The organism is Pseudomonas sp. SCA2728.1_7 (assembly GCF_018138145.1).
Taxonomy (GTDB): Bacteria; Pseudomonadota; Gammaproteobacteria; order Pseudomonadales; family Pseudomonadaceae; genus Aquipseudomonas; species Aquipseudomonas koreensis_A.
Genome location: NZ_CP073104.1, coordinates 6,653,296 through 6,674,005, shown reverse-complemented (window position 1 = coordinate 6,674,005; position 20,710 = coordinate 6,653,296). Strand labels below are relative to the sequence as shown.

Genomic DNA, 20,710 nt, shown 5'->3' with positions numbered 1-20,710 from the left:
GAGGCTACAGATGTTTTTATGGATTAGCGGTTTCTTAAAGGGTGACGACGAAGACGACACCTTAAAATACCAACTTACAGTTGGGTCGAAATTTGAACCGGCAGTTCTGGCTGCAATGGGTTGGAAAAGCCTTGACGAAAGTCCCGACGGCGAGTGGCTGCTGACACTGGATCAAGCTCAAAAAATCGGCATGGCGGTTAACGAACAACTGCCAGCGGAACTCGATCTTTTTATCGGCATCAGGGGTTAACTTCGGCAATGAGCCTCATCTACCAAAACCCATCGATAAACCACGAAGAGGCCGTCCGCCTACTTTCCAGCGGCATAGATGCAAACGTAATCGCCGCACTCGTATCCATTGGCCTAAATGAAACCGACAGAAACTGGGCTCAGGACATCTGCCTGAAACACATCACCAGCAAAACCGAAGCAATTGTGGCCGCTGCGGCGACTGCACTCGGGCACATCGCTCGCCGACATGGCGAAGTGGATACAGAAACTGTTTTTTTGGCACTTGAGTCAGCTAGGCGAACGCACCCTTCACTGCAAGGAATCATCGAAGACGCGCTTGACGATATAGACGTATTCACCTGATCCACCCTGACGGTATTTGGATGAAGTAACGGACTTCATCCAAATCGACGCCCTCCACCTCAATCCTCCCGCGTCAACACTTCCAACAACTCAATCTCAAACACCAGATTCGAATTCGGCGGGATCTTGCCCATCGTCCGTTCGCCGTACCCCAAATGCGCCGGCACCAGCAATTTGCGCTTGCCCCCCACCTGCATCCCCATCAAGCCCTGATCCCAGCCCTTGATCACCCGTCCGGTGCCAATCACGCACTGAAAAGGTTTGCCACGGCTGTAGGAAGAATCGAACTCGCTGCCGTCTTCCAGCCAGCCGGTGTATTGGGTGGTGATCAGCGCGCCTTTGACGGCGGCCTTGCCTTCGCCGACCTGAAGATCGATTACCTGCAGTTCATCATTCATAACATTCACTCTATTGTTCAGCCGGCCGCCGTTTTCCCAGAAATGCCGGGGATTGGCAACCTGCCAGCGCAGATCAACATGGTATCCGAACCGAGTATTGAAGCATTAACATAGCCAACCGCCACTACTCTACGGATCGATTCGCCATGCTGGCAGCGCCCGAATGACTCTGTTCTGGATCAGCCTTGCCGTCGGCGCGATCATGCTCGCCATTATCGTTCTGCTGCTGTGGCGCGAACGCGGTTTGCGCAGGCAGCTCGCGCAGTACCGGGATCTGCTGAGGCGGGCCGCCGATGGCCAACACATTCAGCAGGACGGCGACGTCGAGCGCTTCAAGCGCAGCCAGTACTTTGCGCGCATTGGCACTTGGGATTGGGAAGTCGACACGGATCGGCTGTACTGGTCGGATGCGATTTACGGCATGTTCGGCTTCAAGATCGGCGAGATCACGCCGTCCTATGCGCTGTTCTGTTCCTGCGTCCATCCGGACGACCGCATCAAGGTGCGCGAGGGCGAACTGCGTTGCCTGGAGACCGGCGAAAACCACGATGAGGAATACCGCGTGGTCTGGCCCGACGGCACGATTCGCTGGCTACGGGAAACCGGCAACGTGGTGCGCAACGACCACGACGCGGTGGTGAAGATGATGGGCGTGGTGCGCGACATCACCGAAGAAAAAGCCTCGGCCAGCTACCTGCAACACCTCGCCCACTTCGATCCGCTGACCGGCCTGCCCAATCGCCTGGTGCTGGAACAACGCTTGTCCGAAGCGCTGGACCACGCGCGGCAGACCGAGACCCGCGTCGCACTGGTGTTCGTCGATCTCAACGGCTTCAAAACCATCAATGATCGCTACGGCCATGCCGCCGGTGACCGGGTGCTGATCACCACGGCAACACGGTTGAAGCGCATCTTGCGCGCCACTGACACCGTCGCGCGCATTGGCGGCGATGAGTTCGTGGTGATCCTGCAAGGCCTGGCGCCGAGCGTGAGTTTGCAGGACGAAGCCCGCCGCATCTGCCAGAAAATCTTCATCGAACTGTCGCCACCGATCAGCATCGGCAACGACCAGCGCCATATCGGTACCAGCCTTGGCGTGGCGGTGTTTCCGGATCATGCGACGGCTATGGATCGCCTGCTGCACATTGCCGATCTGGCGATGTATGAGGCCAAGCGCAGTGGCAATAATCAGTATCGGTTGGGGCATCAGGTTGAAAACATCAGAGCCTGATACTGGGGTTATGAGGGTTTCAGGAGTTCCGACAATGTTTTGGTGATATCCAATATGTCTTTAGCCCGCCCCAATGCCGTCCAGAAACCTGCTGGAAGCGCACGCGGGGCGCCCAGTGTTGTACGTGTACGCTTAGCAGCAAGTTTATGAACAAACTCCGAAAGTTGAGCCTGGCGCCTTTCGATTCTTTCCAGTTGTAGCTCTTCGGTCTCATTAAAACGGTCAACGTGGTAAGCACGAAGTAATTCCAGCGCGCTATCAATACTCTCCGCCAATCGCAAACATTTGAGTCGTCGCGACTCTTGGCTCGCAAGCGAAAAATCGATGGATGGCAATTGGGAGAAAAGCGCATGGAGAGCTTCTGTTGTCCCGCTCTGTTCTTTGATAAAACCGTCGACCAATCGCTGCTCCGAATCCGGCAAACTGGAATGTTTGGCGAGCGCCAGCAAGACCTTGTCGATTTTCCTCTTGTTGGCCTCGATGGAAACGATCAAATCGGCTAGATGCCCATAAGCCTGTTCGATACCCCCCATCGGCGGTGGAAGCGGAGTTGCATCCAGCACGTCCAAAAATGCCTGTAGCGCATGGAAATACTCCTGCACTTCCTTTTGCGTCCATTGAGCGGGCAACGACTTGACTGCCACGTCATCAATACCCCGGACAAAAGTACAGATGGCGGGCAAGCTTTGCGCGTCAATCCCTAGCAGTTCAACGAAACTGGCGTCCAGTTGCAAGGTTGACTCGGCGGTCTCTTCGGCAAGGATCATGCGACGGGCAAAATCGTCTTCACTGACATCTTTGAAAACAGGCACCTCACTCAGAGGTAATGTGACGTGACTCTCAGGCGCTAACAGGTTATCGGCGAAAAATATCTTGCGCGTACTCCTGGCTCCTGGCAGCTCCAACATTTTTTCCGCTTGAGCATGAAAAACGAGAAATGCGATACGACTGCCCAAGGCGACGTTGGTTCTGGAGTAATTTTTTATTAAGGAAAGCAGGCCGCTTCCATCTTTACTGGTGCTGGCGGCAACACTGCTCTCGTTTGCCAACAGCAAGCACAGAACTTCTTGGCCATGGTCGGCATTCTTGAACCAACGGAGTACATCTTCCGGGCTAGCGGATGTAATAAACATTAACTGTCCTTAGTGAGCCATTCCTTTGGCTCGATTAAGCGACAGAAATCGTTGGTAAAGCAAGTCTCGCATAGCTCTTGCTGGCTGGTATTTTCTAGCGCTCGACCGGTTTCATCTCGACAATCGTCCCGTTGGTGATCATCACCATGACGTACTGGTCATTGATCTGTACCCACTGCGCCTGCTCAACAGGTTTTTTCAGGCCCTTGGTTTTCCAGTCGATGGCTTTTTCACTGCGCTGATAAATATCCGGGGCGCGGTCGTTGACCTTCAGTTCGCGGTCGCTGACCGGGGATTGCACGGCCTGTTCATTTGAGGTTTGCGCCGCTTGAACAAGTGGGCTGATCCCGGCAATGCCGGCGACGAGGGCCAGGCTGGCGATTAGGGTTTTGCTGTTCATCGGTGAACCTCCTGAATTGGTAGTACCTCAACTCCGACTGCGTGGGGCGGGAATCATTCCTTTTTTGCCGGGGGTGGGCGCTAGAGGTCATTGAAATTTGGGTGTCCTGGAGACAAAAGCAAAATCAAGAGCCCCTCACCCTAGCCCTCTCCCGGAGGGAGAGGGGACTGACCGAGGTGTTTTGCAGAAGTGCGCCGACGTGCGATACCGAGCCGAATGCAAGTTTCAAAACCAACCGAAATCGGCTCCCTCTCCCTCGGGAGAGGGGACTGACCGAGGTGTTTGGCAGAAGTGCGCCGATGTGCGATACCGAGCCGAATGCAAGTTTCAAAACCAACCGAAATCGGCTCCCTCTCCCTCGGGAGAGGGCACTGACCGAGGTGTTTGGCAGAAGTGCGCCGATATGCGATACCGAGTCGAATGCACGTTTCAAAACCAACCGAAATCGGCTCCCTCTCCCTCGGGAGAGGGGACTGACCGAGGTGTTTGGCAGAAGTGCGCCGATGTGCGATACCGAGTCGAATGCACGTTTCAAAACCAACCGAAATCGGCTCCCTCTCCCTCGGGAGAGGGGACTGACCGAGGTGTTTGGCAGAAGTGCGCCGATGTGCGATACCGAGCCGAATGCAAGTTTCAAAACCAACCGAAATCGGCTCCCTCTCCCTCGGGAGAGGGCTGGGGTGAGGGGTAGCCACCCCACCAATCCAAAGCCATGCGCCCGCTTTTAACCACTCATTACAATGAGCGCCAGCTCGAGTGCCCTTGATCTTTTCTCACCGGCGACGTCGCCGTCAGTCGAAACCATAAGCAGCCGTTAGCGCAGCAATGCATGTGTCCCCAAAAAAACCATTGATCCGCCCTGAACATCAATCCATGCCAACAATGCAATTAACAGATTGTTACATCTGCGCCACCATCCGCCTCAATAAAAACCGTGCGCCGCCCTCCCGTCGCGCACGTCATAAAAGCGGTGGAGTACTTTTCTATGACAGCCTCAATCCCACACAACGGCTCGCGGGCCGGCGCCATTTTCCGGGTGACCTCGGGCAACTTCCTCGAACAGTTCGATTTCTTTCTGTTCGGCTTCTACGCCACGCAGATCGCGGCGGTGTTTTTCCCGGCGAGCAGTGAATTCGCCTCTCTGATGATGACATTTGCCGTATTCGGCGCAGGCTTCTTGATGCGTCCGCTGGGCGCCATTGTGCTCGGTGCGTACATCGATGATGTCGGCCGGCGTAAAGGTTTGATCGTCACGCTGTCGATCATGGCGAGCGGCACAATATTGATTGTGCTGGTGCCCGGTTACGAAAGTATCGGCCTGTTTGCGCCAGCGCTGGTATTGATCGGACGCTTGCTGCAAGGGTTCTCGGCCGGTGCGGAATTGGGCGGAGTGTCGGTGTATCTCGCCGAGATCGCCACGCCGGGTCGCAAAGGTTTCTTCACCGCTTGGCAGTCGGCCAGTCAGCAAGTGGCAATCATTGTCGCCGCCGCGTTGGGCTACGCCTTGAACGCGTGGATGGCGCCGGAGGTAGTGGCCGATTGGGGCTGGCGGATTCCGTTTTTCGTCGGCTGCATGATCGTGCCGTTCATCTTTTTCCTGCGCCGTAACCTGGCGGAAACCGAAGAGTTCGCCGCACGCAAACACCGCCCGAGCATGGGCGAAGTGTTCCGCACCCTCGGCCAGAACTGGGGCGTGGTACTTGGCGGCATGTTGATGGTCGCGCTGACCACCACCGCGTTTTACCTGATCACCGTGTACGCGCCGACCTTCGGTAAAACCGTGCTGCATCTGAGTACTTCGGACGCGCTGTTGGTGACCTTGCTGGTCGGTGTGTCGAACTTCTTCTGGCTGCCGATTGGCGGCCTGTTGTCCGACCGTATCGGCCGTCGTCCGGTGCTGATCGCCATGTCGCTGCTGGCCCTGGCCACGACCTATCCGGCGCTGTCGTATCTGGTGCAGGCGCCTAGCTTCAGCCACATGCTGCTGTCGCTGTTGTGGCTGTCGTTTATCTACGGCTTGTACAACGGCGCGATGATTCCGGCGCTCACCGAGATCATGCCAGTCGAGGTTCGCGTTGCCGGTTTCTCCCTCGCCTACAGCCTGGCCACAGCGATTTTCGGTGGTTTCACCCCGGCGATGTCGACCTTCCTGATTCAGTACACCGGCGACAAAGCCGCGCCGGGCTACTGGATGAGCATCGGTGCGCTGTGTGCCCTGTGCGCCACTCTTTATCTGTACCGCCGTGCCGGTGGTCGTCTGCAACCTGTCGCGGCCTGAGGAAAACTCGCCATGAAAAAACTGTTTACTGTCACCGCCCTGCTCGCCGGTCTCGCGTTCAACCTCGCGGCCCAGGCCGAAGAATTGAACGTGATGACCTCCGGCGGTTTCACCGCTGCCTACAAGATTCTCGGGCCGAAATTCGCTGCCACCAGCGGCAACACACTGACGACCAGCCTCGGCCCGTCGATGGGCAAGGCGCCGGAGGCGATCCCCAATCGCCTCGCGCGCGGTGAACACGCCGACGTGGTGATCATGGTCGGCTACGCCCTCGATGACTTGATCAAGCAAGGCAAGGTCGACCCGGCTTCGCGCGTGGAACTGGCCGATTCGCGGATCGGCCTGGTGGTGCGCGAAGGCGCGCCGAAACCGGACATCAGCAGTGTCGACGGCCTGAAGAAAACCCTGCTCGACGCACAATCGGTGGCCTACTCCGACAGCGCCAGCGGCGTGTACATCGAGCAGCAGTTGTTCAAGAAACTCGGCATTGAAGATCAGCTGAAACCGAAGGCAAAAATGATCCCGAAAATCCCGGTCGGCTCGGTGGTTGCCACTGGCGACTACCAATTGGGCTTCCAGCAGGTCAGCGAATTGCTGCCAGTGCCGGGCGTGAGTTTCGTCGCGAAGATTCCGGAATCGGTGCAATCGGTAACGCGATTTGCCGCCGGGATTCCAGTCGGTGCGCAGCATCCGAAAGAAGCCAAAGCGCTGCTCGCTTACCTCGCCGCGCCGGCCGCGCAAGCAGACGTGCAGGCCACCGGACTGGATTCGGTCAAGCGCTGACAATTGGCGGCTGGACTTTCATTTCCACCACCAGCCGCTCCAGTTCCAATGCCGCCGGGGTCAGCGTACGACCCCGGCGCTTGATGATGCCGACACTGCGCATCACTTGCGGATCGGTCAGTGGCACCCGCGTCAGGATCGGATGATCCGGCCCGGGCATCGCCATCAGCGGCACCGCCGCCACGCCCAACCCCGCCTCCACCAGTCCGATCATCGTCGTCACATGCCGGGTTTCGCAGATGCTCGAACGCTGCGGCACCACGCTGCTCAACGCCTGATCGAGCAGAAAGCGGTTGCCGGAGGTCTTGTCCAGCGAGATGTAATCCTGCTGATAGAACTCGTCCCAGCTCACACTGCTGCGCCCGGCCAACGCATGATCGCGGCGACAAGCGACGACGTAGCACTCCTGCACAAGCGGTTCGAACTCGACTTTGGCATCCTGCGTGCCGAGAAAACTCAAGCCGAAATCCGCCTCGCCATTGACCACTGCACTCAAGACATCGTGCGCGCTGGAGTCGAGCACTTTGACCTTGATGCGCGGGAATTGCTGGTGATAGCGCGCGATCACGCGCGGCATGAAGTAGTACGCCGCCGAAGGCACGCAGGCGACGGTGACATGGCCCAGACGCGTCGAAGCGACTTCGCTGATGCCCAATAACGCGACGTCGAGATCATCGAGCAAACGCTCGACGCTGGGCATGAAACCGCGCCCGGCCTGAGTCAGGCTGACCTTGCGTGTGGTGCGTTCGAAGAGTTTGACGCCGAGGGCGTCTTCGAGCTTTTCGATGCGCCGGCTCAGCGCCGGTTGCGACAGGCGCACGGTGTCGGCGGCCTTGCGGAAACTGCCCTGCTCGACCACGGCGCGAAAGGCTTGCAGGTCGTTGAGGTCGAAGTTGATGGACATGGCGGGACTCGGGAGATTGATACGCAGAGGTTATGAATGTAACCAATTGATGCCAGATATTACAGAAATGATTAAGATCCCCTGTAGGAGTGAGCCTGCTCGCGATAGCGGTGGATCAGTCGACTCATGTGTGGCTGATACACCGCTATCGCGAGCAGGCTCACTCCTACAGGGATCTTCTGTGGATCTTGAATCGATTCAGCCCTTATCCTTGTCACCCCCCGCCGTACCGTTGTCAGGAGTAACCTCATGCCCCATGAAGGCAATCTGTTGCAAGCCGCCGTCGTCTTTCTGTTCGCGGCCGTGCTCACCGTGCCTTTGGCCAAACGTCTGCAATTGGGCGCCGTGCTCGGTTATCTGTTTGCCGGCGTGATTATCGGCCCGTCGGTGTTGGGCCTGATCGGCAATCCGCAAAGCGTCGCGCATATTTCCGAACTGGGCGTGGTGTTGCTGCTGTTCATCATTGGTCTTGAGCTGTCGCCACGACGTTTGTGGGTGATGCGCAAATCGGTGTTCGGCGTCGGTCTGGCGCAAGTGCTGTTGACGGCTTCGGTGATCGGCGTGCTGGCCTTGTCGGTGTTTGGCCAGCCATTGAACAGCGCGATTGTGTTGGGTCTCGGTCTGGCCCTTTCCTCGACGGCATTCGGTCTGCAAAGTCTGGCCGAGCGCAAAGAATTGACCAGCCCACACGGGCGACTGGCGTTTGCGATTCTGCTGTTTCAGGACATCGCCGCGATCCCGTTGATCGCGCTGGTGCCGATGCTTGCCGGTGGTGCTCAGGACAACAGCAATGCCGAGGGCCTGAATCACGCCTTGCAGGTGCTCGGCGGTATCGCCGTGGTCGTGGTCGGTGGGCGCTATCTGCTGCGTCCGGTGTTCCGCGTGGTGGCGAAAACCGGTTTGCCGGAAGTGTCGACGGCCACGGCGTTGCTGGTGGTGATCGGCACGGCGTGGTTGATGGATCTGGTCGGTGTGTCGATGGCGCTGGGCGCGTTTCTTGCCGGTTTGCTGTTGGCGGATTCGGAATATCGCCATGAGCTGGAAGCGCAGATCGAGCCGTTCAAAGGGTTGCTGCTCGGGCTGTTTTTCATCAGCGTCGGCATGGGCGCCAACCTCAGCTTGCTGCTCAGCGCGCCGATCACCGTGCTGGGGCTGACGCTGTTGTTGATCGGTTTGAAACTGCCGCTGCTGTTCGTCGTCGGGCGTCTGGCCGGTGGCTTGAACAAGGTCAGCGCGATTCGCCTCGGTATCGTCTTGGCGGCGGGTGGTGAATTTGCGTTTGTAGTATTCAAGATCGGTCGCGATCAGGGCCTGTTCGAACCGCGCTTGTATGACTTGCTGGTGCTGACCATCACCTTGTCCATGGCGGTGACGCCGTTGTTGCTGTTGCTCTGCGCGCGGCTGGTCAGCCCGAAAGTGCAGCCGGTGGAAGTGCCGGAAAAATACCGTGAGATCGACACTGACACGCCACGCGTGGTGATCGCCGGCATGGGCCGGATGGGTCAGATCGTCGCGCGGATTCTGCGTGCGCAGAACATCAAGTTCGTCGCACTGGACACCTCGGTGGAAACCATTGAACTGTCGCGCAGTTTCGGCGGTGTGCCGGTGTTCTACGGCGACCCGATGCGCCCGGAAATCCTCAATGCGGCCAAGGTCGGCGAGGCGGAATATTTCGTGATTGCCACGGACGATCCGGACACCAACATCAAGACCGCCGAGGTGGTGCGCAAGCTTTATCCGCACATGAAGATCATCGCTCGGGCACGTAACCGTCAGCATGTGCACCGCTTGGTGGATGTTGGCGCGGAGGCGATTCGTGAGACTTATTATTCGAGCCTGGAAATGAGCCGGCGTACGTTGGTGGGCCTCGGTTTGACCCAGGCCCAGGCCGATGCGCGGATCAAGCGCTTCAAGCACCACGATGAACAGGTGCTGGAGGCGCAGCACGCGATTTACGATGACGCGGCGAAAGTCCTGCAAACCGCCCAGGAAGCCCGGGCGGAACTGGCGCGGTTGTTCGAATCGGACCAACTCGAAGAAGAATCGCGCAAATCCTGAGCCACACACAAAACCTGTAGGAGTGAGCCTGCTCGCGATGGCGGTGTGTCAGTCGACTTATTCATTACTGACAGATTGCTATCGCGAGCAGGCTCACTCCTACAGGGGATCGGTGTCAGGCCAGTTCCAGCTCCAGCGCTTGTTTGACCGGGGCCACCTCAAACCGGTCCGCCAGAAACGGCGTGATATCCAGCGGCAGCGGTTCGTCGTTGACCAGTTTGTCCAGCAGTACGCCAGTAATCGCCGACGTCAGAATGCCGGTGCGGAAGTGCCCGCAGGCATTCAAATACCCTTCCACCCCACGCATCGGCCCGAGAATCGGCAACTCATCCGGCGAGCCCGGACGCAAACCCGCCCAGGTGCGTTTCAGATTGACATCCTTGAGCTCCGGCAGACACCGCACCGCGCCCTGCACCAGCCCGGCGATTTCCGGGTAGGTGGTGGTGACGTCGAAGCCTTTGTCTTCGGTGGTGCTGCCAATCAGGATCTCGCCGTTGTCTTTCTGCGCCACGTAGCAGTCGCTGGTGGTCAGGCAGCCGTTGAGGATTTTCGGCATGCGCTCGGTCAACAGAATCTGGCCTTTCACCGGTTTCACCGGGATGCGAATCCCCGTCGCCCATTCACTCAAGTCCGCCGCCCACGCACCGCTGGCGTTGATCAGCGTCTTGCAGTGGAACACGCCCTCCTCGGCCGTCTGCACACCGGTTACACGGCTGCCGTGGTGCAACACGCCGGTGACGTTGGTGTTGACGAAAATATCGACGCCGTTCTGCCGCGCGCCTTCCATGTAGGCATCGGCGAGGCGGAACGGGCTGACCTGATGGTCGCAAAGAAACTCCAGCGCCCCGCGTGCTTCATGGCTGACGCTCGGCTCGGACTCGCGCAGCGCCGCCTGATCGAGCCAGCGCACCTGATCGGCCAGATGCGGAATGCAGCCGACGATGTGCTCGGCATAGAGCCGGTCTTCATCGTCATAGATAACGAATTTCAGCCCGGTCTTTTCGAACTTGAAATCCATCCCGTGATTGTCTTTCAGCTCTCGGTGCAACGCCGGGTACAGCGCGTTGGACTGCAGGGCAAAATCGAAAAACGACTCCGGCAGGATATGCGGCGTGCTCGCGTCCACCGCCACCGCCGCGCCCTGGGTTTCGCGCTTGCGGTTGGCCGACATCATGCGGAAGAAAATCACCCCGCAGCCGAGGCCGACCGACTCACCGATCGCCCACAAACCACCGGCCGAAGCACGCGTCGCGTTGCCCGGGCGCTTGGCATCGATCAGCGCGACCTTGAGGTTTTTGCGTTTGGACAATTGATAGGCGCAGGACGCCCCGATCACACCACCACCGGCAATGACCACGTCATAGAACTTACTCATGGGCAGCGGCCTCCGTGCCGACGGACTGGAACGCGGAAAAAGGAATCGGATCAATCGGAAAACGCGGGCGCAGCCAACCGACGTCCTTGCGTCCGGTCGCTTGACGCAGGCGGTCGCTGCAGTAGCCGACGCACATCCGTCCCTGGCAATCGCCCATGCTCACGCGGGTGCGCATTTTCAGGCTGGCGATGTCTTGCACGCCCTGCTCCAGCGCCAGGTCGATGTCGGCTCGGGTGGCGTGCTCGCAACGGCAGATCACCGTGTCAGCGGCCGGCAATGCAGTCTGGCCAACGCCGCGTTCGGTGTAGCGATCCACGGCAGCGCGGAAACGCACGATGGCTTTGAGTTTGCTCAAGTAGCGGTCGCGGCGCACACGCGCCAATTCCTCCTCGAGGACACCACGTTGCAGGAGAATCGAGGTTGCGGCGATCTTGCCGGCGAGCATCGCCGCCTCACCGCCGCGAATCCCGCCCATGTCGCCGGCCAGATGCACGTGAGGTTCGTTGCTTTGCTGCCAGACGTTCGCGTTGGCGCGCAGATAACCGTCGTCACTGAAGCCATGATCCAGGCCCATCTGCTGGCTCAGTTGCGTGCGCGGAATAAAACCGTAACCGACCGCCAGAGTCTTGGCTTCGAAACGTTCGACGCGGCTCATGTCCGGTTCCCAGGTGGCCGAGTACGGCGCGACGCTGACGCTCTTCAGTTCGCCCTCGCCGTGCGCCTCGACCACGCCCCAACCGTAGTTCATCGGGATGCCGTGCAGTTTCAGGTAGGCGAGCATGCTCAAACCGTCGAGAAACAGCTGCGGCTTGTTCAGCAGCGCCAGACTTTCGCGGGCAATCTTGCCGAACGCGCAAGCCTCATACACGCCCGCGACGCTGACGCCTGCGGCATGCAGTTGCGTCGCCACCAACGGCAGCAACGGCCCGGTGCCGGCGATGATCACCGGACCCTGCGGTTTGACCACACCACTTTTGATTTGCAGTTGCAGACCGCCGAGCATGATCACCCCCGGCAAGGTCCAGCCCGGAAACGGCACGCTGCGTTCATGGCAACCGGCAGCCAGGAGCAATTGCGGATACTCGATCTCGTGCAATTGCTCGTCGCCATCCAGCACCACCAAGGCGCGGGTGCCTTCGGCGCCGACCACGCGATGGTTGAGGCGCACGTCGATCAACCCGGCCTGCTCCTGAAAATCACCGTGCAATTTGCCCAGTGCTTCGGAGTAACGCGGGCCGAGATAATCCAGTTGCACGCCATCTCGCAGCGGCCCGCGATAGACCACGCCGCCGAGGCGCGAAGCTTCTTCGAGCAAGGTGCAGCGCACGCCGTGGCGCGCCAGTTCGATGGCCGCTGCCATCCCCGCCGGGCCGCCGCCGACGATCACCGGTTGCAGGCTCATACAACCACCTCCTGCGCGGTGATGCGGTTGACCTGGGTTTCGATGCGCATGCCGTCACGTACCACGGTCTGGCAGGCACGGCGTTTGTGTCGGCCATTGATTTTCACCAGGCAGCACTGACACACGCCCATGCCGCAATAGGCGCCGGTAATCTGGTCGTGATCGTTGCGGGCAATCTGGCGTACGCCGAGTGATTGAATAACGCTAAGGACGGTTTCGCCGATGGCGGCGCTGACCGCTTGACCGTTGATGTGGACGGTCATGTCCGCCTGCGCCAACGGCTGGATATCGAAGGTTCTTTCTTGGCAGTGCATTGCGATGTTCATCCGTGAAAGTTCGGTTGAGGTGGTGTCAGCTCCTTGCTGCACTACAGCGTGTCGACGCGTTTATTGTGGCTGTGATTGGGGCGTCGACGCGTACTCCGTCAGCGCAACAAGGTGCGCGTGAAGCACTGTAGTTCATACCTCAGCAAAGGCCGGGATCATTTACGTTAGGCGATCTCGCCGCAGTAAATATTGATCCAGGCCAGTGAAAACGATTGGATTGTCCAACGATCAGTTGGAGAAGACGAACTGCCCTTTGATCTTCTTCGCGCCGATGAAACCCAGGTCCGGGAACAGCAGGGATTTGATCCACGCGGCGTAGAACACAATGGCCAGGGTGATGCCGACGGCAATCACGGTCGACAGCGGATCTTCCTCATAACCCTTGAACAGGCGTGAAACCTGACTGATGGTGAGGAGGACGTAAACGGTGTAAGCCGCCGCCACGTTCTTGTAGAAGCCCCATGCAAACAACAACGGAATGCCACCAGCGATCAGCAACATGGTCAGTGCCAGACCGGCGCTTGCGTCATAGAACAGGAAGAAACCGACGACTGAGCCGATCAATGCCTGAATGCAGGTCAACACAACCAGCAGGGTGACTTTGAGTGAATGCTTTGCTCTGAGGGCCGGATCCGGACGCCCGCCGATCCAGGCCGCCAACACGCGATCTTTGACCGCACCGCCCGACAACGCTTTGAACGTTTCGGTTTTCGAGCGCCCGGCTTCGAGCATCTCAACCAACTGGCGTTTGATTTCCTTCTTGTCCAACGTGTTCATCCTTAAAGAGAGGTAAAAGCGGCCAATCCACTTCCGGCGGCGATTCTCGCTGTTGGCCCCGCAGAAAGCAAAAAGCCGCTTCCACCCGAAGGTGGAAGCGGCCGAGGCAGAAATTCAGCGTTCCACTGTGTCAAACCAGATAGCAGATCACCCAGCCCCCGACCACAAGTCCATCCCAAGGATCAAGTTCGTGGTAACCACAAGCAATGATTCGTCCATCCTCCATCACACTCATGCTTTTGTAATAACACGTCTTCTCTTCATCAGTGAAAACGGCAAACCCTGTTTCATTGAATGCCTGGTCCAGAGAACCGCCAGCCAGAAAACGAGCAACCACGCATCGATCGCCACCGTTGATCATTCCACCGCTGCCGTTCCCAGCGACGACAATCGACCCATCGGTCTGAACCACGCAGTTTTTCCAGTGAACACCCGCCTCCAGCAATGGCGAGTACAAAGGCTTCCCTTTGTTAAAAACCAGGTTGGGCCTGCCATTGGCGTTCAACACGACCAGCGCTCCTTGAACGACGCCCATCGGGGCAGCGGCACCAGCGACAACAATGAGGCCATCGCTTTCTCTGACCGATACAGCGTTGAACTCCTCCCAGCGAGTTTTCAGCTTGAAAACCTCTCCGCCGTTGAAGGTGCTATCGATATGCCCGAACGCATCCAAACGCACTAGATAGCCACCCTGAAGTCCCGGCGTATCGTCATGGTATCGGCCACAGACAAGGATCTTCCCGTCTGACTGAACGGCAACACCCAAGGCATGATTGGAACTGTTATCGAAGTCGATCAGTGCGAATCCGTGATCGTTGAACGTCTTGTCGCGAGTGCCGTCCGCGTTCAGTCGCAGCACGATGCCACGCCACTTTTCGGACTCATCGTTATAGAGATAGAAGGCCACGACCATTTTGCCGTCGGATTGCTGAACCATGGACTTGCCGGAGCCCGCAGCCGCCCCCGTAGCAAAGGCTCTTTTCCAATGTCGCGAGGCTGACTTCGCGTTGCCGGTTGCACCCGATTCAGGTTTGTCCATTTGATCAAAAGGAAGGTAACGAACACCTTTTTCACCGTAGGACTGATCTTGCTGGCCATCAGGGTGACAGCGCACGAGCGCGATGCCCTCTACGTAGCCTTCTTGCTGATAAGTGCCCTGCAACATCCACGCGCCGTCTTGCAATAGGTAGAGCCCGACAACATGCGCCATGGTTGCGTTTTCCAAGACGATGTCTACAAAACCCTTTCCCCCGCCGAATCCAGTGTTCAGTGTTCCGTCTTCGTGAAAGCAGGCAACCGTGGCCGGCCCGAATAATGCAAACGGGTAAAATCCAACTAGAATTTTTTTGTCAGGCAATGCCAATACAGCTGCTGATTGGATATCAGGCAATCCATCTTTCGGAAAGTGCAATTTCCCGGCATCGGCGAAAGCCGGATCAAGCGTTCCTGCGTTTTCAGGTTTCAACTGCGTGTTCATGTCCAGTCCCTCGAAGCAAAACCGGAATAAACGTCATGTTCACTCCTGCTCCGATTCCAGCACTTTCCTCTCGCGACGCCACCTGTCAGAAATACCAGTTCGACTATCCTTGCAAGCCGTACTTATGACCCTGTGAGCCAGAAAGCAAAAAGCCGCTTCCACTCGAGGGTGGAAGCGGCCGAGGCAGAAATTCAGCGTTCCACTGTGTCAAACCAGATAGCAGATCACCCAGCCCCCGACCACAAGTCCATCCCAAGGATCAAGTTCGTGGTAACCACAAGCAATGATTCGTCCATCCTCCATCACACTCATGCTTTTGTAATAACACGTCTTCTCTTCATCAGTGAAAACGGCAAACCCTGTTTCATTGAATGCCTGGTCCAGAGAACCGCCAGCCAGAAAACGAGCAACCACGCATCGATCGCCACCGTTGATCATTCCACCGCTGCCGTTCCCAGCGACGACAATCGACCCATCGGTCTGAACCACGCAGTTTTTCCAGTGAACACCCGCCTCCAGCAATGGCGAGTACAAAGGCTTCCCTTTGTTAAAAACCAGGTTGGGCCTGCCATTGGCGTTCAACACGACCAGCGCTCCTTGAACGACGCCCATCGGGGCAGCGGCACCAGCGACAACAATGAGGCCATCGCTTTCTCTGACCGATACAGCGTTGAACTCCTCCCAGCGAGTTTTCAGCTTGAAAACCTCTCCGCCGTTGAAGGTGCTATCGATATGCCCGAACGCATCCAAACGCACTAGATAGCCACCCTGAAGTCCCGGCGTATCGTCATGGTATCGGCCACAGACAAGGATCTTCCCGTCTGACTGAACGGCAACACCCAAGGCATGATTGGAACTGTTATCGAAGTCGATCAGTGCGAATCCGTGATCGTTGAACGTCTTGTCGCGAGTGCCGTCCGCGTTCAGTCGCAGCACGATGCCACGCCACTTTTCGGACTCATCGTTATAGAGATAGAAGGCCACGACCATTTTGCCGTCGGATTGCTGAACCATGGACTTGCCGGAGCCCGCAGCCGCCCCCGTAGCAAAGGCTCTTTTCCAATGTCGCGAGGCTGACTTCGCGTTGCCGGTTGCACCCGATTCAGGTTTGTCCATTTGATCAAAAGGAAGGTAACGAACACCTTTTTCACCGTAGGACTGATCTTGCTGGCCATCAGGGTGACAGCGCACGAGCGCGATGCCCTCTACGTAGCCTTCTTGCTGATAAGTGCCCTGCAACATCCACGCGCCGTCTTGCAATAGGTAGAGCCCGACAACATGCGCCATGGTTGCGTTTTCCAAGACGATGTCTACAAAACCCTTTCCCCCGCCGAATCCAGTGTTCAGTGTTCCGTCTTCGTGAAAGCAGGCAACCGTGGCCGGCCCGAATAATGCAAACGGGTAAAATCCAACTAGAATTTTTTTGTCAGGCAATGCCAATACAGCTGCTGATTGGATATCAGGCAATCCATCTTTCGGAAAGTGCAATTTCCCGGCATCGGCGAAAGCCGGATCAAGCGTTCCTGCGTTTTCAGGTTTCAACTGCGTGTTCATGTCCAGTCCCTCGAAGCAAAACCGGAATAAACGTCATGTTCACTCCTGCTCCGATTCCAGCACTTTCCTCTCGCGACGCCACCTGTCAGAAATACCAGTTCGACTATCCTTGCAAGCCGTACTTATGACCCTGTGAGCCAGAAAGCAAAAAGCCGCTTCCACCCGAAGGTGGAAGCGGCCGAGGCATGGGCCTCAATGGAGCAATCAGTGCACGAACAGGGCGATCAGGATGATGATCGGGATCGGTACGCCAAGGAAAAACAGCAATAGTGAGCGCATGGTGATGCTCCTTGTTTAACGGACTGGAGTGGTCGTGGTGTAGGTGTCGACTTCAACGTACTCGACGGCATCCCGACGACGACCGCCGTAGGTGGCCGCGAGGCTAGCGAAGAACGCACCGGCCAACAGCGAGATGAACATCCACAGCGAGGTCCAGGCAGCGACTTTCGCGGCGGTGTCGGCAGCTTGTTGAGCTTTCAGCTTGGCGTCGGCCAGGGCTTTCTGAGTGCGGGCGTAGATCTCATCGACGCGGCGCTCGGCATCGGCTTGAGTCAGGTTGGTCCGTTGCGCCACCAGTTGCGCAAGGTAGGTACGGTCTTCGGCACTCATCTGACCGTTGGCCAGGCTTTGCGCGAAGATGCGGGCCACGGCACCATGGGCCGCGTCATCGCTGACGGACGCCGGACGGTCATCGCGGAACAGACTGTCGATGTAGTAACCGTACTGGTTGCTGTCGGTGTTGGCCGCAGCGGTACCTGCCGCTTGGGTCATCGCGCTGGCAGCACCGCCGGCCACACTGGCACCGGCCTGCACACCACCACTGATGACGCTGCTGACCGAGCCGACCACCAGCACCGCAGTGACCAACGTCGCCACACACCAGGCAAGGAAGCCGTGCGCGGTGTCGCGGAAATACACTTCATCGCCGTGCATGTTCGCCCACTTCACCCGCAGGCGACCGGCGATGTAGCCGCCCATGCCGGAAGCGATGATTTGCGTCGCCGCCAGCCAGACGATCGTGGAAATGCCCAGGCCCTTGGCGCTGACGCCCTCTCCGGCCCACGGTGAAACAGCAGAGAAACCCAAACCGAATCCGAGCAGGACCAAAATCATCGACAGCGCAGCGGCAGCCGCAGCACCGGCGAAAATCGCGCCCCAGGACACGCCCGAAACGCTGCTCGACTCTTCAACGGCGGGATAAAACCCATCAGGGGATCTACTCATTGTTGTTCTGCTCCAGGCATGAAAAATGGTGTTACAACTCGTCATCAGATGAATTGCAGCGACCGTGCCATTCGCAGAAATTAAATAAATCGTCTGTTTTCAATCACTTAGAAAGAATGAACTTCCTCATTCCATGCAAATTGCAACAAGGGCCGAATAACAGCGGGTTTTATGCATGGCACAAATGCCGGTTATTTGCGTTTGTAGCTCTTGTTACCGCTGGGCGTAAGGCAATAAACCCCGCCACGCGGGCCAGTGCAAAACGAGCCGGTGCCGCAGGCGCAGCCATCATCACTTTGCAGGAGGTTTTGCGGACGGGCCTGCTGGCGCTCGCCAAACATCGCCGCACAGCTTTTCTTCGAGCCGCTGATGGAGCCGTCATTGCATAGGAACAGATCGCCGTCGCAGCGATCGATCCCGCCTTTTTTGCCGGAACACGGCGTGTTGGCGGCCCATGCCGAGGCGCTGAACAGCACCAGCAGCAGACCGGTGATCGGCATCCAGCCACGGCGAATCGAAAGACGCACGGCACCACTCCTGATGGAAATTGTGGCCAGATGATATCAACGTTGCGGCAAATAAATCCCCAAGGCGCGCAAACGACAGCTACAACATGAAAGTTAATTTAAAGCGTCGCCGGAATTTCTTGGCAAAATGCTGCCATTCCGTTTGAACCGATCAGCAGGCCTGCCTATGACTCGTATCTTGACCATCGAAGACGACGCCGTGACCGCGCGGGAAATCGTCGCCGAACTGAGCAGCCACGGGCTGGAAGTCGACTGGGTCGACAATGGTCGCGAAGGCCTCGACCGCGCCGTGAGCGGCAACTACGACCTGATCACCCTCGACCGCATGCTGCCCGAACTTGATGGCCTGGCCATCGTCACCACCCTGCGCACCATGGGCGTGGCCACACCGATTTTGATGATCAGCGCCCTCTCCGATGTCGACGAGCGTGTGCGCGGCTTGCGCGCTGGCGGCGATGATTACCTGACGAAACCGTTCGCCACCGATGAAATGGCCGCACGGGTTGAAGTGTTGCTGCGTCGGCAGAACAGCGGCGCGACTCAAGCGACGACCCTGCAGGTAGCCGACCTCGAACTGGACTTGATCAGCCACGAAGCGCGCCGTGCCGAACAAGTGCTGACGCTGTTGCCGACCGAGTACAAGTTGCTCGAATTCCTCATGCGCAACAGCGGCCAGATCCTTTCGCGGATGATGATTTTCGAAGAGGTCTGGGGTTATCACTTCGACCCCGGCACCAACCTGATCGACGTGCACATCGGCCGTCTGCGTAAGAAGATCGACGCCGTCGGCCATGTGCCGCTGATCCGCACGGTACGGGGCTCCGGCTATGTCATTGCCGAACCCGTCTGACGGCTGGCGTTCCTCCAGCAGCCGCTTGCTGGCACTGTACAGTTCGCTGTTCGTGGCATGGAGCGCGATCCTCATGGGGGTCATGTATTACGAGGTCTCCGGCTACCTCGACAACCTCGCCAAACATTCGCTGATGCAACGTCAGCACCTGTTCTCGCACTTTCGCGGTGAGCAACTGGAAGACGCCCTCGCCGCCAGCATGACTTTCGATATTCGCGGCATCGACGCTTATGGCTTGTTCGATGCCGACGGCGTTTACCTCGGCGGCGCCTTGCAGCAGATTCCCGAGGGCCTGCCGCTGGACGGCAAGATCCACATGCTCGCCGACTGCGCCGACTCCGATGACCCGACCCTGCCCAATGACAGCTGCGACGCAGTCGCCACGCAAACCCGCGATGGGCGCTGGCTGGTGTTGTTGCGCGACAACGGCTCGCTGTTTGCGGTGACGCGGATCATTTTGCATGCGTTGTTCTGGGGCGTGTCGCTGACGATTCTGCCGGGGATTGCCGGTTGGCATCTGCTGCGGCGGCGGCCGTTACGACGGATTCGAGCGATTCAGGACAGCGCCCAAGCGATTGTGGCCGGCGATCTGACGCACCGTTTGCCGCTGTCCAATCGCCGCGATGAACTGGACATGCTCGCCGCCATCGTCAACGCCATGCTCGAACGCATCGAGCGTTTGATGAATGAAGTCAAAGGCGTCTGCGACAACATCGCCCATGATTTGCGCACGCCACTGACGCGCCTGCGCGCGCAGCTGTATCGCATGCAGCAGCAGGCCGGCGAAGGCTCGCAGGAAGCGGCGCAGCTGGATCTGGTGCTCGCTGAAGCGGACACGCTGATGGCACGGTTTCGCGGGTTGTTACGGATTTCCGAACTGGAAGATCGCCAGCGCCGCTCAGGTTTTGTCGAGCTCGACCCGGTGCAATTGCTGGAAGAACTGCATGAGTTTTATCTGCCACTGGCCGAGGAAGGCGAGCTGCGCTTCGACTTGAACATGCCGGAGACGCTGCCGCCACTCAATGGTGATCGGGCGTTGTTGTTCGAGGCCTTGGCGAATCTGCTGAGCAACTCGATCAAGTTCACCCCGCCGGGCGGCACGGTGATGTTGCGTGGGGTCAACGCGGGTGGGCAGACGCGGATTGAAGTGCACGACTCAGGACCGGGGATTCCCGAGGCTGAGCGTGAGGCGGTGTTCCAGCGGTTTTATCGCGCCGAGGGTGGGCAGCCGCAGGGTGGCTTTGGCCTCGGATTGTCGATTGTGGCGGCGATTGTCAGTCTGCATGGCTTCAGTCTTGAAGTCGGCAGCAGTGATCTGGGTGGGGCGAAACTGGTGCTCGATTGCCGGCAGAGCCTGATCGAGAATTCCTGACCTTTTATATTTGAAATGCACAACCTGTAGGAGTGAGCCTGCTCGCG

At 58.2% G+C, this 20,710-nt stretch carries 20 protein-coding genes; 8 read left to right on the top strand and 12 right to left on the bottom strand.

What is annotated here, in order from left to right:
- Window positions 1-10 precede the first annotated feature (10 nt).
- Both KBP52_RS29880 and KBP52_RS29875 read left to right on the top strand, forming a co-directional pair.
- Complete coding sequence (locus KBP52_RS29880) at window positions 11-250, top strand: pyocin S6 family toxin immunity protein (protein ID WP_180700142.1); 240 nt, start codon at window positions 11-13, stop codon at window positions 248-250.
- Window positions 251-258: 8 nt separating this feature from the next.
- Complete coding sequence (locus tag KBP52_RS29875) at window positions 259-594, top strand: hypothetical protein (RefSeq protein WP_212621598.1); 336 nt, start codon at window positions 259-261, stop codon at window positions 592-594.
- 59 nt (window positions 595-653) lie between these two features.
- Here KBP52_RS29875 and KBP52_RS29870 read toward each other — a convergent pair whose 3' ends face one another.
- Window positions 654-992, bottom strand: coding sequence for an FKBP-type peptidyl-prolyl cis-trans isomerase (locus tag KBP52_RS29870; RefSeq protein WP_053121462.1), 339 nt, complete (start codon window positions 990-992; stop codon window positions 654-656).
- A gap of 163 nt (window positions 993-1,155) precedes the next feature.
- Here KBP52_RS29870 and KBP52_RS29865 point away from each other — a divergent pair, with 163 nt between their 5' ends.
- Window positions 1,156-2,223 (top strand): sensor domain-containing diguanylate cyclase, encoded by a 1,068-nt coding sequence (locus KBP52_RS29865; protein WP_212621597.1) that lies wholly within the window; start codon window positions 1,156-1,158, stop codon window positions 2,221-2,223.
- Window positions 2,224-2,231: 8 nt separating this feature from the next.
- On the opposite strand, the gene KBP52_RS29860 is transcribed toward KBP52_RS29865, so the two are convergent.
- Both KBP52_RS29860 and KBP52_RS29855 read right to left on the bottom strand, forming a co-directional pair.
- On the bottom strand, window positions 2,232-3,356 hold the full coding sequence (locus tag KBP52_RS29860; RefSeq protein WP_077573507.1) for a hypothetical protein: 1,125 nt from the start codon (window positions 3,354-3,356) through the stop codon (window positions 2,232-2,234).
- A 94-nt stretch (window positions 3,357-3,450) separates the two neighbouring features.
- Window positions 3,451-3,756, bottom strand: coding sequence for an RcnB family protein (locus KBP52_RS29855; RefSeq protein WP_077573509.1), 306 nt, complete (start codon window positions 3,754-3,756; stop codon window positions 3,451-3,453).
- A 985-nt stretch (window positions 3,757-4,741) separates the two neighbouring features.
- On the opposite strand from KBP52_RS29855, the gene KBP52_RS29850 reads away from it, so the two are divergent.
- On the top strand, window positions 4,742-6,034 hold the full coding sequence (locus tag KBP52_RS29850; protein ID WP_077573511.1) for an MFS transporter: 1,293 nt from the start codon (window positions 4,742-4,744) through the stop codon (window positions 6,032-6,034).
- 12 nt (window positions 6,035-6,046) lie between these two features.
- Window positions 6,047-6,817, top strand: a complete 771-nt coding sequence (locus KBP52_RS29845; RefSeq protein WP_212621596.1) for a substrate-binding domain-containing protein — start codon at window positions 6,047-6,049, stop codon at window positions 6,815-6,817.
- Here KBP52_RS29845 and KBP52_RS29840 read toward each other — a convergent pair.
- Window positions 6,807-7,721: a LysR family transcriptional regulator gene (locus KBP52_RS29840; protein ID WP_212621595.1), complete on the bottom strand. Its 915-nt coding sequence runs from the start codon at window positions 7,719-7,721 to the stop codon at window positions 6,807-6,809. The two genes, KBP52_RS29845 and KBP52_RS29840, sit on opposite strands and share 11 nt — an antisense overlap.
- Before the next feature lie 249 nt (window positions 7,722-7,970).
- On the opposite strand from KBP52_RS29840, the gene KBP52_RS29835 reads away from it, so the two are divergent.
- Complete coding sequence (locus KBP52_RS29835) at window positions 7,971-9,779, top strand: monovalent cation:proton antiporter-2 (CPA2) family protein (RefSeq protein ID WP_212621594.1); 1,809 nt, start codon at window positions 7,971-7,973, stop codon at window positions 9,777-9,779.
- Window positions 9,780-9,894: 115 nt separating this feature from the next.
- Here the strand turns inward: KBP52_RS29835 and hcnC are convergent, their stop codons facing one another.
- From hcnC to KBP52_RS29795, 8 genes are all read right to left on the bottom strand, one after another.
- The gene (hcnC, locus tag KBP52_RS29830; RefSeq protein WP_212621593.1) at window positions 9,895-11,154 is read right to left on the bottom strand and encodes a cyanide-forming glycine dehydrogenase subunit HcnC; all 1,260 of its coding nucleotides are present in this window, start codon (window positions 11,152-11,154) and stop codon (window positions 9,895-9,897) included.
- Complete coding sequence (hcnB, locus tag KBP52_RS29825; protein WP_212621592.1) at window positions 11,147-12,556, bottom strand: cyanide-forming glycine dehydrogenase subunit HcnB; 1,410 nt, start codon at window positions 12,554-12,556, stop codon at window positions 11,147-11,149. The genes hcnC and hcnB overlap by 8 nt, the downstream gene beginning before the upstream one ends.
- The gene (locus KBP52_RS29820; protein ID WP_212621591.1) at window positions 12,553-12,870 is read right to left on the bottom strand and encodes a (2Fe-2S)-binding protein; all 318 of its coding nucleotides are present in this window, start codon (window positions 12,868-12,870) and stop codon (window positions 12,553-12,555) included. Before KBP52_RS29820 ends, hcnB begins: the two co-directional genes overlap by 4 nt.
- A 240-nt stretch (window positions 12,871-13,110) precedes the next feature.
- Window positions 13,111-13,650 carry a hypothetical protein gene (locus KBP52_RS29815; RefSeq protein ID WP_212621590.1) on the bottom strand — a complete coding sequence of 180 codons (540 nt, stop codon included), beginning with the start codon at window positions 13,648-13,650 and terminating at the stop codon, window positions 13,111-13,113.
- A gap of 139 nt (window positions 13,651-13,789) precedes the next feature.
- On the bottom strand, window positions 13,790-15,136 hold the full coding sequence (locus KBP52_RS29810; protein WP_212621589.1) for a delta-60 repeat domain-containing protein: 1,347 nt from the start codon (window positions 15,134-15,136) through the stop codon (window positions 13,790-13,792).
- Between the two features lie 207 nt (window positions 15,137-15,343).
- Window positions 15,344-16,690 carry a delta-60 repeat domain-containing protein gene (locus KBP52_RS29805; RefSeq protein ID WP_212621589.1) on the bottom strand — a complete coding sequence of 449 codons (1,347 nt, stop codon included), beginning with the start codon at window positions 16,688-16,690 and terminating at the stop codon, window positions 15,344-15,346.
- A gap of 294 nt (window positions 16,691-16,984) precedes the next feature.
- Window positions 16,985-17,914, bottom strand: a complete 930-nt coding sequence (locus tag KBP52_RS29800; protein ID WP_212621588.1) for a hypothetical protein — start codon at window positions 17,912-17,914, stop codon at window positions 16,985-16,987.
- A 191-nt stretch (window positions 17,915-18,105) separates the two neighbouring features.
- Entirely contained in the window at window positions 18,106-18,414 is a 309-nt protein-coding gene (locus KBP52_RS29795) for a hypothetical protein (protein WP_212623178.1), read from the bottom strand.
- Between the two features lie 193 nt (window positions 18,415-18,607).
- Here KBP52_RS29795 and KBP52_RS29790 point away from each other — a divergent pair, with 193 nt between their 5' ends.
- Window positions 18,608-19,291: a response regulator transcription factor gene (locus KBP52_RS29790; RefSeq protein ID WP_016986226.1), complete on the top strand. Its 684-nt coding sequence runs from the start codon at window positions 18,608-18,610 to the stop codon at window positions 19,289-19,291.
- Complete coding sequence (locus tag KBP52_RS29785; RefSeq protein ID WP_212621587.1) at window positions 19,269-20,663, top strand: HAMP domain-containing sensor histidine kinase; 1,395 nt, start codon at window positions 19,269-19,271, stop codon at window positions 20,661-20,663. The genes KBP52_RS29790 and KBP52_RS29785 overlap by 23 nt, the downstream gene beginning before the upstream one ends.
- Window positions 20,664-20,710 lie beyond the last annotated feature (47 nt).

Coding starts and splice junctions, on each gene's coding strand:
- KBP52_RS29850 (WP_077573511.1), top strand. CDS start 4,742: ATGACAGCCTCAATCCCACACAACGGCTCGCGGGCCGGCGCCATTTTC.
- KBP52_RS29800 (WP_212621588.1), bottom strand. CDS start 17,914: ATGAGTAGATCCCCTGATGGGTTTTATCCCGCCGTTGAAGAGTCGAGC.
- KBP52_RS29805 (WP_212621589.1), bottom strand. CDS start 16,690: ATGAACACGCAGTTGAAACCTGAAAACGCAGGAACGCTTGATCCGGCT.
- KBP52_RS29880 (WP_180700142.1), top strand. CDS start 11: ATGTTTTTATGGATTAGCGGTTTCTTAAAGGGTGACGACGAAGACGAC.
- KBP52_RS29790 (WP_016986226.1), top strand. CDS start 18,608: ATGACTCGTATCTTGACCATCGAAGACGACGCCGTGACCGCGCGGGAA.
- KBP52_RS29820 (WP_212621591.1), bottom strand. CDS start 12,870: ATGCACTGCCAAGAAAGAACCTTCGATATCCAGCCGTTGGCGCAGGCG.
- hcnB (WP_212621592.1), bottom strand. CDS start 12,556: ATGAGCCTGCAACCGGTGATCGTCGGCGGCGGCCCGGCGGGGATGGCA.
- KBP52_RS29840 (WP_212621595.1), bottom strand. CDS start 7,721: ATGTCCATCAACTTCGACCTCAACGACCTGCAAGCCTTTCGCGCCGTG.
- KBP52_RS29855 (WP_077573509.1), bottom strand. CDS start 3,756: ATGAACAGCAAAACCCTAATCGCCAGCCTGGCCCTCGTCGCCGGCATT.
- KBP52_RS29785 (WP_212621587.1), top strand. CDS start 19,269: ATGTCATTGCCGAACCCGTCTGACGGCTGGCGTTCCTCCAGCAGCCGC.
- KBP52_RS29875 (WP_212621598.1), top strand. CDS start 259: ATGAGCCTCATCTACCAAAACCCATCGATAAACCACGAAGAGGCCGTC.
- KBP52_RS29845 (WP_212621596.1), top strand. CDS start 6,047: ATGAAAAAACTGTTTACTGTCACCGCCCTGCTCGCCGGTCTCGCGTTC.
- hcnC (WP_212621593.1), bottom strand. CDS start 11,154: ATGAGTAAGTTCTATGACGTGGTCATTGCCGGTGGTGGTGTGATCGGG.
- KBP52_RS29865 (WP_212621597.1), top strand. CDS start 1,156: ATGACTCTGTTCTGGATCAGCCTTGCCGTCGGCGCGATCATGCTCGCC.
- KBP52_RS29810 (WP_212621589.1), bottom strand. CDS start 15,136: ATGAACACGCAGTTGAAACCTGAAAACGCAGGAACGCTTGATCCGGCT.
- KBP52_RS29835 (WP_212621594.1), top strand. CDS start 7,971: ATGCCCCATGAAGGCAATCTGTTGCAAGCCGCCGTCGTCTTTCTGTTC.
- KBP52_RS29870 (WP_053121462.1), bottom strand. CDS start 992: ATGAATGATGAACTGCAGGTAATCGATCTTCAGGTCGGCGAAGGCAAG.
- KBP52_RS29795 (WP_212623178.1), bottom strand. CDS start 18,414: ATGCCGATCACCGGTCTGCTGCTGGTGCTGTTCAGCGCCTCGGCATGG.
- KBP52_RS29860 (WP_077573507.1), bottom strand. CDS start 3,356: ATGTTTATTACATCCGCTAGCCCGGAAGATGTACTCCGTTGGTTCAAG.